The organism is Alkalibaculum sporogenes, assembly GCF_009362815.1.
GTDB classification, from domain to species: domain Bacteria; phylum Bacillota; class Clostridia; order Eubacteriales; family Alkalibacteraceae; genus Alkalibaculum_A; species Alkalibaculum_A sporogenes.
Genome location: NZ_WHNX01000004.1, coordinates 21,702 through 36,495 on the forward strand (window position 1 = coordinate 21,702; position 14,794 = coordinate 36,495).

Annotated in this window: 18 protein-coding genes; 17 read left to right on the plus strand and 1 reads right to left on the minus strand. The window is 30.2% G+C overall.

All coding sequences use genetic code 11. The features are described 5' to 3' along the window. The first annotated feature begins 28 nt into the window (after positions 1–28). The 17 genes from GC105_RS03040 to GC105_RS03120 all read left to right on the plus strand — a co-directional run bounded on the left by GC105_RS03040 (position 29) and on the right by GC105_RS03120 (position 13,598). On the plus strand, positions 29–328 hold the full coding sequence (locus GC105_RS03040; protein ID WP_152801568.1) for a flagellar biosynthesis anti-sigma factor FlgM: 300 nt from the start codon (positions 29–31) through the stop codon (positions 326–328). Continuing rightward, positions 309–689 (plus strand): hypothetical protein, encoded by a 381-nt coding sequence (locus GC105_RS03045; RefSeq protein ID WP_193708264.1) that lies wholly within the window; start codon positions 309–311, stop codon positions 687–689. The genes GC105_RS03040 and GC105_RS03045 overlap by 20 nt, the downstream gene beginning before the upstream one ends. A 40-nt stretch (positions 690–729) precedes the next feature. Beyond that, a complete protein-coding gene (flgK, locus tag GC105_RS03050; RefSeq protein ID WP_193708265.1) occupies positions 730–2,271 on the plus strand; it encodes a flagellar hook-associated protein FlgK in 1,542 nt (513 codons plus the stop codon). Positions 2,272–2,275: 4 nt separating this feature from the next. Continuing rightward, positions 2,276–3,190 carry a flagellar hook-associated protein FlgL gene (gene flgL, locus GC105_RS03055; RefSeq protein ID WP_152801574.1) on the plus strand — a complete coding sequence of 305 codons (915 nt, stop codon included), beginning with the start codon at positions 2,276–2,278 and terminating at the stop codon, positions 3,188–3,190. 107 nt (positions 3,191–3,297) lie between these two features. Beyond that, positions 3,298–3,738, plus strand: coding sequence for a flagellar assembly protein FliW (gene fliW / locus GC105_RS03060; protein WP_152801576.1), 441 nt, complete (start codon positions 3,298–3,300; stop codon positions 3,736–3,738). Between the two features lies 1 nt (position 3,739). After that, complete coding sequence (gene csrA / locus GC105_RS03065; RefSeq protein ID WP_152801578.1) at positions 3,740–3,961, plus strand: carbon storage regulator CsrA; 222 nt, start codon at positions 3,740–3,742, stop codon at positions 3,959–3,961. A gap of 398 nt (positions 3,962–4,359) precedes the next feature. After that, on the plus strand, positions 4,360–4,569 hold the full coding sequence (locus GC105_RS03070; RefSeq protein WP_152801580.1) for a spore coat protein: 210 nt from the start codon (positions 4,360–4,362) through the stop codon (positions 4,567–4,569). A 32-nt stretch (positions 4,570–4,601) separates the two neighbouring features. After that, positions 4,602–4,964 (plus strand): spore coat protein, encoded by a 363-nt coding sequence (locus tag GC105_RS03075; RefSeq protein ID WP_152801582.1) that lies wholly within the window; start codon positions 4,602–4,604, stop codon positions 4,962–4,964. Positions 4,965–5,003: 39 nt separating this feature from the next. Beyond that, the gene (locus GC105_RS03080; RefSeq protein WP_152801584.1) at positions 5,004–6,140 is read left to right on the plus strand and encodes a zinc-dependent alcohol dehydrogenase; all 1,137 of its coding nucleotides are present in this window, start codon (positions 5,004–5,006) and stop codon (positions 6,138–6,140) included. Between the two features lie 26 nt (positions 6,141–6,166). Beyond that, positions 6,167–6,382, plus strand: a complete 216-nt coding sequence (locus GC105_RS03085) for a spore coat protein (RefSeq protein WP_246169693.1) — start codon at positions 6,167–6,169, stop codon at positions 6,380–6,382. A gap of 13 nt (positions 6,383–6,395) precedes the next feature. Continuing rightward, positions 6,396–6,701 (plus strand): spore coat protein, encoded by a 306-nt coding sequence (locus tag GC105_RS03090; RefSeq protein ID WP_152801586.1) that lies wholly within the window; start codon positions 6,396–6,398, stop codon positions 6,699–6,701. 497 nt (positions 6,702–7,198) lie between these two features. After that, the gene (locus GC105_RS03095) at positions 7,199–7,717 is read left to right on the plus strand and encodes an Rpn family recombination-promoting nuclease/putative transposase (RefSeq protein WP_152801587.1); all 519 of its coding nucleotides are present in this window, start codon (positions 7,199–7,201) and stop codon (positions 7,715–7,717) included. A 408-nt stretch (positions 7,718–8,125) separates the two neighbouring features. Continuing rightward, on the plus strand, positions 8,126–8,749 hold the full coding sequence (locus GC105_RS03100; RefSeq protein ID WP_152801590.1) for a hypothetical protein: 624 nt from the start codon (positions 8,126–8,128) through the stop codon (positions 8,747–8,749). Beyond that, positions 8,739–10,664: a 6-hydroxymethylpterin diphosphokinase MptE-like protein gene (locus tag GC105_RS03105; RefSeq protein ID WP_152801592.1), complete on the plus strand. Its 1,926-nt coding sequence runs from the start codon at positions 8,739–8,741 to the stop codon at positions 10,662–10,664. Before GC105_RS03100 ends, GC105_RS03105 begins: the two co-directional genes overlap by 11 nt. Next, complete coding sequence (locus GC105_RS03110) at positions 10,661–11,545, plus strand: class I SAM-dependent methyltransferase (RefSeq protein WP_152801594.1); 885 nt, start codon at positions 10,661–10,663, stop codon at positions 11,543–11,545. The genes GC105_RS03105 and GC105_RS03110 overlap by 4 nt, the downstream gene beginning before the upstream one ends. Before the next feature lie 23 nt (positions 11,546–11,568). Further along, the gene (locus GC105_RS03115; protein WP_152801596.1) at positions 11,569–12,438 is read left to right on the plus strand and encodes an N-acetylneuraminate synthase family protein; all 870 of its coding nucleotides are present in this window, start codon (positions 11,569–11,571) and stop codon (positions 12,436–12,438) included. A gap of 5 nt (positions 12,439–12,443) precedes the next feature. After that, positions 12,444–13,598, plus strand: a complete 1,155-nt coding sequence (locus GC105_RS03120) for a cytidylyltransferase domain-containing protein (RefSeq protein WP_343029937.1) — start codon at positions 12,444–12,446, stop codon at positions 13,596–13,598. A gap of 54 nt (positions 13,599–13,652) precedes the next feature. On the opposite strand, the gene GC105_RS03125 is transcribed toward GC105_RS03120, so the two are convergent. Then, complete coding sequence (locus GC105_RS03125; RefSeq protein WP_152801598.1) at positions 13,653–14,789, minus strand: polysaccharide pyruvyl transferase family protein; 1,137 nt, start codon at positions 14,787–14,789, stop codon at positions 13,653–13,655. Between the last annotated feature and the right edge of the window lie 5 nt (positions 14,790–14,794).

The following is a 14,794-nucleotide window of genomic DNA, read 5'->3' on the forward strand; positions in this document are numbered from 1 at the left end:
AAACAAAGGTTACAAAGGGGATGTTATTATGAAAATCAACAAGATTCAAAATCAATATTTAGATACAAATGGATATAAGGCAAAAGAAGATAAACAAAAGAATATTAACATAACAAAGGAGAAAGCTGTAAATATTGAAATCTCCAGCTCAGCTAAGGAACTAGTGAATAAAATAAATCAAATAGACGATAAAAAATACAGTGAAAAGGTTGAAAAGATTAGACTTTCTATTCAACAAGGTACGTATAAAGTATCTAATGAAGATATTGCAGACAAAATATTAAAAACAATAGAGTCTCAGAAAGGTAGTGGAAATAGTGATTTATAGTCATGAGATAGTAAGTCTATTAATTTCATTACGAAAATTACTTCAAGAAGAAAAACAAGCCTTACTTCATAATCACGGTGAGAAGGTTGCCAAATTAGTAGAAGAAAAAAAGGACTATATTGAAAAATTAGCAAAATACAAAGGCATCGGAATTGAAAGTAATAAGAAAGCAATGGCTCTGATAGAGGATATTAACGCAGTACAAGAAACAAATCTGCTTCTAACAGAACAAGCTATGAGTTTTCAAAGTCTTTTGCTAGAGAGTATAGCACAAAATCTTCAAAATATGTCAAATACATATTCTCAAAATGGAAAATATAATTCAGAGAATAATATAAATTTACTAGATCAATCAGTATAGAAAGGGATAGTGGTGAAGGATGGCAGGAATATTTAGTACAATGAATACAGCTACAAAAGGACTTATGGCTCAACAAACAGCTTTACATACTACTAGTCATAATATATCTAATGCTAATACTGAAGGCTATTCAAGGCAAAGGGTTGATTTAAAAGCTGACCTTGCATTTAACTTTGCTGGAATAGGTCAGTTAGGTACAGGAGTAAAGATGGAAGCTATAGTAAGGATCGTAGACGATTATGCTAATAAGCAAATTAGACAAGAAAGCGGGACATTGGCGAAATTTCAAACAAAATCTCAGGTGTTGGGTCAAATAGAAATTATATTTAACGAGCCATCGGATACAGGTTTGAATTTTAATCTTGGAGAAATGTTTGACGCATGGCAAGAGTTGAGTAAAAATCCAGAAAGTCTAACATCGAAGTCAATTATAGTTGAAAAATCAAAGACATTAGCAGAAACTTTAAATCATATGAGTGATCAGGTTAATAACCTTGAAGATGAAACAGTTGGTCAATTAGAGAAAAATGCATACGATTTTAATTCTATAATTAGTCAAATTGACGTATTAAATAAACAAATATTTAATATTTCTGTAAAAGGTCAAGTGCCAAATGATTTATTAGATCAAAGAGACTTAATGCTTAAAAATTTATCAGCTATAACAAATGTTGATATTTCATATGATAAATACGGTAGAGCAAGTATTGCTATAGGGGCAGAGGAAGTACTTGGAGTAGACAATCAGTTGCAAATGAGCATGATAAGTAATATTGAAAAAAATCCTGATGATACATATACAATTAGCATTTCACAAGGTGGAGATAGTCTAGCACCACCAATAACATACGTAACAAGTGATATAAGCGACTTGTCTATAGGTCAGATAGTATTAAATACAAAAGACGCGGTATTTCCTGCTGATACTGTATTCAATCCTACTATTACCTCAGGACAAATTGCTGGGAATACAGAAGCACTGAAGGAAATAGACGATAGAAGAGAAAATCTAAATAGTTTAGCTAAAACTATGGTGGATGCAATTAATACAATACATAGACATATAGGAGAAGACGAAACCGGAATTGATTTTTTTACTTTTAAAGCTGCAGATGTGGGTGATACTAACTACGCTAAAAGAATACAAGTAAATCAAGAAATACGTGATGATAATAACAAGGTAAATGTAGGTTACGATGATCACTCTGCTGAAGGAGATGGATCTAGAGCATTAGCCATAGCAGGACTTAGAAATATAAAGATCTCTGATTCATCCTCGCTTATTTACGACTCGCTAACTATGACAATAAGTAATCAGAGTGGTGGTAATACTATAGAGGGTGCATACAGTGACATAGTTACAAAGGTTGGTATATCAAAACAACATGCAGATAATATGGTAGCAAATCAAGCGGTGTTGTTAGACCAACTAGAATTTCGAAGAGAGTCTATCTCGGGAGTTTCAATAAGTGAAGAAGTATCTAATTTAATTAAGTTTCAAAAGTCATACGATGCAAATGCCAAGGTGATTTCGGTATTAGCGGATATGTTAGACACTTTAATTAATAGAACGGGGGTATAAGATTATGCGTATTACAGATGCAACATTATCGAACAGTTTCTTGAGAAATTTAAATAGAAATCTCAATCAAATGCAAAAATATCAAAATCAGTTATCCTCAGGAAAAGAAGTATCAAAATCATCGGATAACCCTATGCTAGTGTCAAAAATTATGTCATTAGAAAATAATATAATGCAAAATGAACAATACAATACTAATATTAAAGACAGTATAGGATGGGTACAAACTCAAGACTCTGCACTTGCAGGGGTAACAGCAGGTCTACAACGTATTAGGGATTTAATTATCTATGGTGCAAATGAGACACTAGATACTATTGATAGAGAAGCTATTAAAGCTGAAGTAGCCATGGAAGTTGAAGGAATTGCAGATGTTCTAAACACCAATTTTGATGGTAGATACATCTTTGCAGGGCAAACAACTACTACCAAACCTTATAGTATCGTTGGAAATACACTGACGTATAACGAAGCGGCTAATCAAGGAGCAGATAAAAATATATTTAGAGAAATTTCTAAAGGCGTAATTATCGAGATAGATACAGTGGGTAGCTCAATAACGAGTACTGATACTGCCACTACAGAAGATTTAGGAGAATTGATGAATAATATTATCCTAGCACTAGAAAATGGAGATACAAATGCTCTTTCAGGAGATATTTTAAAAGATATGGACAAGCATTTAGAAAATGTGATTGGAGTACGTTCTAAAGTAGGAGCTACAACAAATAGACTAGAAGCCGCTGAGAGTAGGAATGTATCGGAAAACCTAAACTTAGAAACACTATTCTCAGAAAGAGCACATATCGATATAGCGGAAAAATATATGGAATACAGTGTAATGAAAACTGTATATCAGGCATCTTTGTCAGCTGGTGCAATGATATTACAACCAAGCTTACTAGACTATCTTCGATAGTGTAATATATAAAAAGATATAATTATTAATAAAAGCAAATTGAATTCTAGGCCATGACCTAGAATTTTCTTTAAATAAGCATCCTATATTAGACGGAGTGATCGATTATGATTATAAAAACAAAATACTTAGGCGAAATAGAAATAAATCAAGATCAGGTTCATACTTTTCCTTATGGTTTATTAGGTTTCGAGGAGCACAAGGAATTTGTGTTGATAGATGTCCCTGAAAATTATAATTTTAAATTTCTTCAAGATATCAAGAGTAGTTATGTCTCATTCTTATTAATCTGCCCAGGGGTATTTTATAAGAATTACGATATAGAGATTCCTGATAATGAACTAAAAAGCATAGATATTGAGTGTTACGATGATAGCATTAATATATATAATGTGGTGACACTAGGAGAAACTCTTAAAGATAGTACTTGTAATTTACTAGCACCTATAATAATAAATAATGCCAATAAAAAAGGTAGACAATTTATCTTAAACAATACACAATATACTACAAAGCATAAGCTAATAGTAGAAGAGTTAGGTGAATGATATGCTTATACTAAATAGAAAAATAAATGAGAGCATTATCATTGAAGACAATATTGAAATTAAAATATTAGATATAGTAGATGGAAAAATTAAATTAGGTATAGAAGCACCAAAAGATATCCGGATATTAAGAAAAGAAGTGTATGATGAAGTAAAGGCAGAAAATGAAGCTTCTATTCAGTCTATTGAAAATGTTTTGGATATGATTAGAGGGAAAATATAAAGATAGTGTAGAGTACTAATTACACCGTAGGGGCGCACTTTGTGCGCCCTGTCTAATATCCAAGATCCCACACAAAAAAAACGTACCCGTAGAGGCGCACTTTATGTGTCCTTTCAAATATCCAAGATCCCACATAAAAAAAACGCACCCGTAGAGGCGCACTTTATGTGTCCTTTCAAATATCCAAGATCCCACATAAAAAAAACGCACCCGTAGGGGCGCACTTTGTGCGCCCTTTCTTAGTGATACCATTATTCTAGGATTTAAGAGATATTAAGATAAGAATATATTTCAAATATTCTTGTCTTAATATCTTTTTTAGTATCCAGAAACAGTTTTAGCTTGAATAAGTTAAACATGTAGTGGAATAATACATAAAAAATTGAGAAGGTGAGATTTTGAGAGAACAATATTTAGCACCGAATGAAACTATGCAAATCCATGAATTGCTTAATTTAAAGACTATATGTATGACTACATCTAAAATGATGGAAGGTGTGGTATTTGATCAGGATTTAAAAGCTTTACTTGAAAAAGATGTGCAGCAGTCAATCAAATCAATTGAAAATCTGCAAAGATTACTAAACAAAGCGCCAAAATTAAGGTAATAAGCCTAGATTAAGAATGAGGAGATAGATAAATGATTAATGACTACCTAGAAATAAGAAATGCAGAAGGAATGCCTAAGCTAGTAGATGGAACTATGTCATTAGGTTTTCTTCTCAATGCTAAAAGTGGAGTAAGAAATTGTGCTATTGCATTAACAGAAGCCACTACACCTGAAGTTAGAAAAGTTTTACAAAAAGAATTATATGATGCATTTTATATACATGAAGAAATATATAAACTAATGGTAAGAAAAAGGTGGTTTCACCCTATCGACTTAGATAAACAATTTCAGATTGATATGGAGGCATCTAAAACAGCAGTTCAAATCGCTAGTATGGATTTATTTCCAGGAGATACAAGTAGGATTGGAACATTCGCTACACCAGAGAAATAACAGAGTGTAGCTATAATTAAGCAATAGGAGGAAAATATAATGAAAGCTGTAACATTTCAAGGGATAAAAAGAGTGGAAGTTAAAGATGTATCAGAACCTAAAATTCAAAAGAATGACGACATTATTGTAAAGTTAACAAGTACAGCAATTTGTGGTTCTGACCTGCATTTAATTCACGATATGGTACCTAATCTTGAACAAGATTATATTATTGGACATGAGCCTATGGGTATAGTAGAAGAAGTAGGATCAGAAGTAAAGAAGCTTAAAAAAGGAGATCGAGTTATTATACCTTTTAATGTTAGTTGTGGAGAGTGTTATTACTGTCAAAACGAATTAACTTGTATGTGTGATAATTCAAATCCTAATGGTGAAAATGGTGGTTTTTTTGGATATTCAGAAACATTTGGTGGTTATCCAGGAGGCCAAGCTGAATATATGAGAGTACCATATGCAAACTTTACACCTTTCTTAATCCCTGAGAATTGTGAGGTTGAAGATGAAAAACTATTATTAATGTCAGATGCTATGGCTACAGCATACTGGAGCGTAGAAAATGCAGGTGTTACAAAGGGAAACACTGTTATAGTACTTGGTTGTGGACCAATTGGTTTACTAGTTCAAAAGTTTTGTTGGTTAAGTGGAGCTCAAAGAGTAATCGCTGTAGACTATATAGATTATAGATTAGAGCATGCAAAAATAAATAACAATGTTGAAATAGTAAATGTCGAACAACACCAAAATACTGGTGAGTATCTAAGAGAGATTACTCACGGTGGTGCAGATGTTGTTATAGATTGTGTGGGCATGGATGGAAAAATGACCCCCATGGAGTTTGTAGGCTCGGGTTTGAAACTCCAAAGTGGAGCTTTAGGACCTTTTGTAATAGCCACACAAGCAGTTAGAAAAGGAGGCATGATACAAGTAACAGGTGTTTACGGAGGTAGATACAATGCATTCCCTTTTGGAGATATAATAAATCGCAATATTAATATAAGAACAGGTCAGGCACCTGTAATACCATATATGCCAATTCTATATGATTTACTATCAAAAGAAAAAGTTGATCCTAGTGATATAATTACTCATAGGTTGCCACTTGCTGAAGCATCATATGGATACGAGGTTTTTGATACAAAAACTGATGGATGTATTAAAGTAGTTTTAAAACCATAGAAATGTATAATACAAAGGAGTTGCAAATGATGAAATATCAAGAATATGCGCCTAATGAAAGTATGCAACTGAGGGAAATATTAACTATTAAAAATATAGCAATCACAAAAATGATTGCAATGTCTCCGCTAGTTTCTGATTTGGAACTTAAAACAATACTTCAACACGATACTGATGTTTCTCTGCAACATCTAGTAGACTTAAAAGAACTTATAAAAAAATCAGGTTTAAATTATAAATGAAGGAAGTGATAATTTGAATACATTAATTGAAAATATTACTGGTCTAAAAAAATTAAATGATCAAGTCATTGCCACTGATTTTTTAATAGCTGCTAAAAGTGTAGTTATAAACTATTCTATAGCAATAACTGAAGCATATAATCCAGAAGTACGATTAGTTTTAAAAAACCAGTTAAAAGATGTAATAGCAACTCATGAAGTAATCTCAGATTATATGATAAAAAAAGGCTATTACCATGCCTACGATTTAAAAGAACAATATAAGGTAGATATGAAAGTTACAGAAACGACATTAAAATTAGCAGAAAAAGTAATGTGAAAATAATTATTATACAAATAGATCCTGCTTGCTGAGAGTAATACAGTGTAGGTATATTCAATAAAAATTCACTATGAACACTAAAAGTTTATATAAAAATAAGAATAAGTACCTGTAGGGGCGCACTTTGTGCGCCATTTCTAATATCATTGGGAATGTATATCATTTCATTAATCATTGTAAATATATTAATTTCGCATTAACAGGTACTCGGACTCCTGTATTGCGGCGTAGCTACTTTCAGTTGCTACTACCACGCCAACCCTGACAGGGCAATACTATTCAATTTTTCTTACCTTTCAGGTTAGATAAATTCGGTATTGGTCCCACTTCAAGATTTCAAGATGAAATCTTCTAAACATATATTAACATTAGCCAATAGTAGTGACGAGCAACAATATTTGATATATTAATGGAGTATATAGATTAATAATTTTTACAGTTATTACTAAAAATATCTCTAATATTCTATTTTGACAAAGTAACAATTATAAAGATTGTGGTATAATAAAAAATATATACCTAACTTTGAATACATACTATATGATTTATATCGTTATAAAGAAGAAGATATTAAAGGCGAAGTCATTCTGAGAATCTCCTTAGAAGCCTTTAAGATAATATTTGCAGATAACCAAACATTTATGAGAGAAATTGAAAAAATACTAGAAGCATTTGAAACATTAGAGAGACAAAGTAAAGGAATAGAATACTTTGAAACATTCATACGCTATATAATGAATGCGAGAAAAGATATAAAAATAGAAGAATTATATAAAATATCACAAAGAGTATCTCAAGAAAGGAGTGAAAAAATCATGACAATTGCTGAAAAGTTAATAAATGAAGGTATAGAAAAAGGCATAGAAAAAGGTATGGAAAAAGGTATGGAAAAAGGTAATATGGAAACCGCAAAAGCAGCATTAAAAGAAGGAATGGCAATAGAGTTAGTCGCCAAAATTACAGGGCTACATTTAGAAGCAATTGATCAACTAAATAAAGAAATATCCCACTAAATAAAAATGAATACTAATTAGACTAACCGATTCAGCGGTTAGTCTTTAATCACATTCCTATGTACAATATGTTTGTAACATCGTGAACACTTAAAGTTTACATAAAAAAAGAATAAAGTACCGGTAGGGGCGCACTTTGTGCGCTCCTTTTTTTAATATCCTTGGAAAAGCCGAAAAATTCGCCAAATGAAAACAAGCTTTCATTTATGTACTTTAACTCCTCAGTCATTTAGGTACTAGCGAAAACATATTTTCGATTGGCTCATTGTTTTGCAAAATTAATATATATAAAATATCTAAACTATTATTTACTTTAGTCGATATTATAAGAGTAGCAAATATCGACATTTTGTTTAATTTTGATATAATGAACATATATAAAGTTAAATTTGAAAAGGAGGGTATGACATGTATATTCATATCCAGAATGAAGTTATAGAATTTAAAAATGATATACAATTAATCGAAGAAATATTCAGTACTATAAATAATTGCTTAGAAAAAGAATCGCTTGAATTTTCACATTTAATAATTGATAATAATTCAATTTATGATAATTTTTATGATAATTTTGTTCAAAACATTGACAATATTCAAAAAGTTGAGGTTGCTATTAAAACAATTACTGACTTGGTGAATGATACATTATTGTCTACTTTTAAGTATATAGAAAATGCTATGCCATTAATAAGTGAATTAGCAGAAGAGTTTTATCAAAAAACAAATGAAGATACATGGTCACAATTAAGTGATATGTTAGAGGGCTTACAATGGATTATAGAAACTCTTACAAATATTGACGAAATAAAAGATTTGAAAACTATTGTAAATGATTATAGTATTTGGAATGAATATGTACAAGCAGTGTCCAATTTAACGAATATAGTACCAGAACTCGAAACAGCTATGATTGGGAAAGACATTATCTTAATAGCAGATATACTTTTATATGAAATGATTGCTGTGTTTGAAAATATGCATGCAAAATTAAAATTCCTCGTACCTAGGGTGGTGGAAAAAGGTGTTAACTGACAATATTGTATTTTTTAAAAATAAATATCCTGAATTATATGAAGAGATTAAAAAAATTGAAGGATGTGATAAAAATAACATCAATTTAGAAGATACTAAGAAGGATTTTAAGACGTTAAAAATTTTAAAAGAAGGTCATATATTTTACTTACATAGCAAGTACGATCCTGTAAGAGAAGCGGAAACAATTATAAATAAATTTTGTGAAAGAGAAAATATCGATGACAATACTCATGTCATCTTTTATGGAATAGGTTTAGGATATCATATCGATATCTTTACTAAGAAATTTCCAAAAACCACATTTTCACTATATGAGCCTTCTATTGAAATATTCAAGAGCTTTTTAGATCATAAAAATATTAGAGATTATCCATTAAAAAACTTGGAAATATTAAAATGTGAATATAAACAAGAAGTTAAGGATGAGTTCTTTACTGAATTATTAAGAAAATCTGATAGAAAAATCGTTATAATGGATTTACCAATTTATAAAAATGAATTTAAAGATCAATATAATAATTTTTTTGATAAGTTTAAAAAAGAAATAAATAGGAAAAAAGGTACTATACATACAAATTATGCATTACAGAAAAGATGGATATTAAATAGCATTTTAAATTTTAGTGAAGTATTAGATAGTCCAAATTTATTAATGCTTACTGAAAACCCATTTGAAGGGAAAACTGCAGTTTTAGTATCGGCAGGACCTTCTTTAGATGAAGAAATAGATAATTTGAAGTTAATTAAGAAAAATGGTTTAGCATATATCTTTAGTGTTGGTTCTTCTATAAACACATTATTGGATTATAATATTATACCAGATGCAATTTGTACTTATGATCCTAAAGAAAAAAACAGGAGAGTATTTTATAAACTTCACGAGAGTGGAATAACTGATATTCCTATGATTTTTGGAAGTAGTATTGGATATGAAGTACTTCAAGATTATAAAGGACCTAAATATAGTATGATTACTAGCCAGGATACATTGTCAAGACTTCTTTTAAATAGTAATAGTAATTTAAGATTTGTTAATGATGCTCCTTCAATTGCTGTAATAACCTTAGAAATGTTGTATAAGCTGGGATTCTCAGACGTCATATTAGTAGGACAAAACTTGGCTTTAAGAGAAGACAAAGAGTATGCAAATGGAATACATTATCATGATAATAAAAATGTTAAAAAAAGCAATGAGGACTATAGTAAATATATCAAAGTGAAAGACGTATATGGAGGAGAGGTCTACACTAACGATATGTATAATAAAATGAGGCACCAATTAGAAACATATATTGGATTGTATAGCGATATGAAAATTATCAATGGGACTAAAGGTGGAGCTTATATAAAAGGAACAAGTTTTATACCATTAGAAAATATTATAAAAGAAAATTTGAAAAAAAAGATAGTATTAGGGAAAGAATTTATAGAACTAAAGTCGGATAGCTACAATATGGAATACTTAGCAATTAAGTTAGAGCAATTACAGATAGATTACTTAAATATAGGTCAAATTATGACTGATTTGATAAATGCTATTAAAACAATGAATAACTTGAGAAGTAACAATAACTACTATCAATCAGATAAGATGTATAGCGTATTCGATAAATTATTAGATAAATTTTTCGACAATTCCTTTGCAAAAGCAGTTATCATACCTATGAATAGAATTATTTATGAATTATTACTTGATGAAATATCACTTATTAAACTAGAAAAGAACAAAAACAATAAAATTAAAAGAACTGTTAACATAATCACTAACTTTATTAAAGTATGTAATGATGAATTAAAAAATTCAGAAGAACTAATGCAAGAATTTTTTACTCAGTTCCATAAAAATCGAAATGATAATAAAAGACTAATTTCTATTTTTAAATTATTAAAAGAGAAAGGAGTATATAATTGAAATGTATAATATGTGGTGGAAAAGATTATAAATTAGTTAAAAAAGGTGTGAGGGATAATCCACTAATAAATGTAGTTAAGTGCAACTACTGCTCGCATCATCAGTTATTTCCAGTACCCGAAAGCCACAAAATAAATGAAATATATGACAATGATAAACAAGTAAAATCCATATATGAAGTAATTGACGTAGATGCAATTAGAGTGAAGTCAATAACTGATACGGAAAGAAGAGTAGAATTGACGAAAAAATACATAACATCTAAAGAGTCAAGAGTCTTAGATGTTGGTACAGGATATGGTTTTTTTGTAAATATTATGAAACGATATGGTTATGACATAGAGGGTTTAGAAATAGGCAATGAAAGAAGAAAAATTGCAGAGAGAATGTGTAACAAACCTATATATTCCTATAATTTGTTGGAGGATGTACCAGTCGCTGAGTTGCTGAAATATGAGGTAATAACAATGTTTCAAATGTTAGAGCATATCACAGATATTGAATTGTTTTTATGCAATGCAAGAGAACTATTGCAAACTCAAGGTAAAATCATTATTGAAGTTCCAAACTTAAAAGATCATATGCTAAGTATTTCAGAGGAGTACAAAGAATTTTTCTGGCAAGAAGCTCATATATCTTATTTTTCGCCTGAAATGTTAAATCAAGTATTAACAAGATCTGGTTTTAAAGACATCCATATATTCGGTGTTCAACGTTATAGTATAGAAAATATGTTTCATTGGTCACTTAACAAGAAACCTCAAATATATAGTACATCGTATAATACTGCTGACGCGTTCTCATGGATTGACGAGTACTATAAAAATGAATTAGTAAAAGAATTAAAAAGTGATACTATTATTGCCGTAGCATACAAATAATTCACAAAACAGGAGATGAAATTATGAAATATATAAAACCTTTAGTTATAGCAGAAGTCGGTTGTAATCATATGGGAGATATGGAAATTGCAAAAGAGTATATAAAGATTGCTTCAATTTTCTGTAAAGTAGATGTTGTTAAGTTTCAAAAAAGAAATAATAAAGAATATTTAACAGACCAACAATATAATGCTCCTCATATAAATCCTCACCATTCCTATGGTCATACCTATGGACAGCATAGGGAAGCTTTAGAGTTCAATGTGAATCAACATAAAGAACTAAAAAAAACTTGTGAGGAATTGGGCTTAATATATTCAACTTCAGTATGGGATTTAACATCTGCTAAAGAAATTGCAGAATTAGAACCTGATCTAATAAAGATTCCATCTGCATGTAATAACAACTATAAAATGTTAGCTTGGCTTGCTGAAAATTATAATGGTGAAATCCATGTGTCTACCGGAATGACAAGATCTGATGAAATAGAAGAGATTGTTCAACTATTTGAACACAAAAAAAGAAATAATGATTTAATTATATACAGTTGTACCTCGGGATATCCAGTTCCCTTTAAAGATGTATGCTTATTAGAAATAGTAAAGTTACGTGAAAAATATAATACTAGAGTAAAAACTATTGGATTTTCTGGACATCACAATGGTATTGCAGTTGATATTGCAGCCTATACACTAGGCGCCACTCATATAGAAAGACATTTTACATTAAATAGGACTTGGAAAGGTACAGATCATGCTGCATCATTGGAACCAGATGGAATAAGAAGGTTAAAAAGAGATCTTGACTCAACGTATGATGTGTTGTCATATAAAGAAACACAAATTTTAGAAATTGAACAAGTACAAAGAGATAAATTAAAGTATAAGGGGTGACCATTGTGTATGAAAACGTAGCATTTATACCTTTAAGAGGTGGAAGTAAATCAATTCCACTTAAGAATATAAAAAAAATAAATGGCAGACCTCTTGTTTATTGGGTCTTAGATGCTGCAAATCAATGTACATATATTGATAAAATTTTTGTATCAACGGATTCGGATTTAATTAAGAACTGTGTCAATGAATATGGATCTGAAAAAATCATAGTAGTTGATAGGTCTAATGAAACAGCAGAGGACAGTTCTTCTACTGAATCAGCCATGTTGGAGTTTGCAAATCATTATTTATTTAAGAACATTATTCTCATTCAAGCAACTTCCCCTCTTTTAGATGTTCAAGATATTATAAAAGGATTTAATTGTTTTAGTAAAAATTCATATGATAGTGTATTATCAGTTGTGAGGCAGAAAAGATTTATATGGGAAAATAAAGAGAATGTTCCTTATCCTATAAATTATAATCCTGAAAATAGACCAATGAGACAGAATTTTAAAGGCTATCTCGTTGAAAATGGAGCATTCTATATTACGAAGCGAGATATGTTAATGGACTCAAAATGTCGTATTTCTGGAAATATAGGATTGTATGAAATGCAAGAAGATACATATTTTGAACTAGATGAGCCTAGTGATTGGATTATCATGGAAGGGCTGTTAAAACAACGGGACTCTAATTATTCTAATATTTTAAAAAATATAAAAATGGTAGTTACAGATAATGATGGAGTTCTTACAGATGGCGGCATGTATTATTCAGAGACAGGTGATGAATTAAAGAAATTTAACACAAAGGATGGAATGGGTTTTGAACTTTTAAGAAGAAAAGGTATTAAGACTGCTATGATCACTGGTGAAAATTCTAGCTTAGTGGAAAGAAGAGCAGAAAAGTTAAAATTAGATTATGTGTATATAGGCATTAAAGATAAAATTTCAGTATTAAAAGAATTAAAAAAAACCAGTAATATCTCATTAAATGAAATCGCATATTTAGGCGATGATATAAATGATTTAGAGTGTATCAATATAGTTGGGTTTGGTTGTTGTGTCCAAGATGGAATGGATGAAATCAAACAAGTCTCTAAATACGTAACTAAGAAAAAAGGTGGTAATGGAGCACTAAGAGAATTAGCAGAACTAATTATTAAGCATCAATAGAAAATAAAATGAAATCCTATGGAGGGTTTCATTTTATTTTTGTTGTGATTTTTTCTACAGCCATGATTTTATTCTATTATGGAAAGAATCTATTTCATTATTCAAATTAACTAGGATATCCTCATACTGTTTTCTTATATCCAAAGAATTATCCACAGTGTTTTTATAAAGCACATTAATTTTATCTAATAGATTTGCATCTATTGATTGAACAGTTCTTTCAATCATCCCTAGTTCTTCATACAGCATCCCGTGCTTGTGATAACTAGTAAGTCCAATAGTAGGTATAGTGTTACCAATAGCACAAACATTTGAATGAAATCGCATGCCTATTATGAGTTCGCATTTTTTATATGACTCGAAGAGATAATGAGCTCCAAAATTCTTTGTATTAAGAAGAGGAGCTACTACTACGTTATTTCTACGATGGATATCTTTTATTAAAGCAAGTACATCTGAGATAATTTTTATGTCAGAATAAATATGAGGATAAAACACAACACTTTTATCATCATGTTTGATTATACCGTTTATAAATTCAGACATCTGTTGTAAAAACCTATCATAACCGTTCCCGAACCTAATTGAATCCATATCACATGCTAAGCAAATGCCAACATTATTTTTTGTATTAGGTATAGGATGAAAATTTGAATCTGGTTTAAAGAAGAATCCTCCATCAGGTACTTTATGTATTTGTGTAACTATTTTACTCTCATAATACTTTGTAAGTAACTTTTTTGATCCGTCATTTCTCACGGAAAGTAAATATTTGGATGGATGTTCTAATAAATAATTGAGAAAATCTCCAAATTTAGTAACATTATCCTCACAAACCCCTTTTCCATCATCAAAACCTAAAGCGTTAAACAGAATAGGAACATGAATTTTCTCCAATATTTTAGTTGTAATATCAATAGTTGTGGCATTTGAAGAATAATCCCAACAAATTTCGAAAAAATTACCTCCTCCAAAAATGATAAGATCATATTTATTCGCTTCTATAGCAAAATTATCATCAAAATGTTCTAGTCCCCAAGATTGATAAAAATGTCTGATTTCTATTTCATGAAACTCAACATCATCACAAATATTTTCTTTAAATTTTTTTCTAAAACCCAGATGATTTGCTTCATCACCAATGTTGCCACTAAAACTTGCAATATGTAATATTTTCATTATACTTTTCATAATTG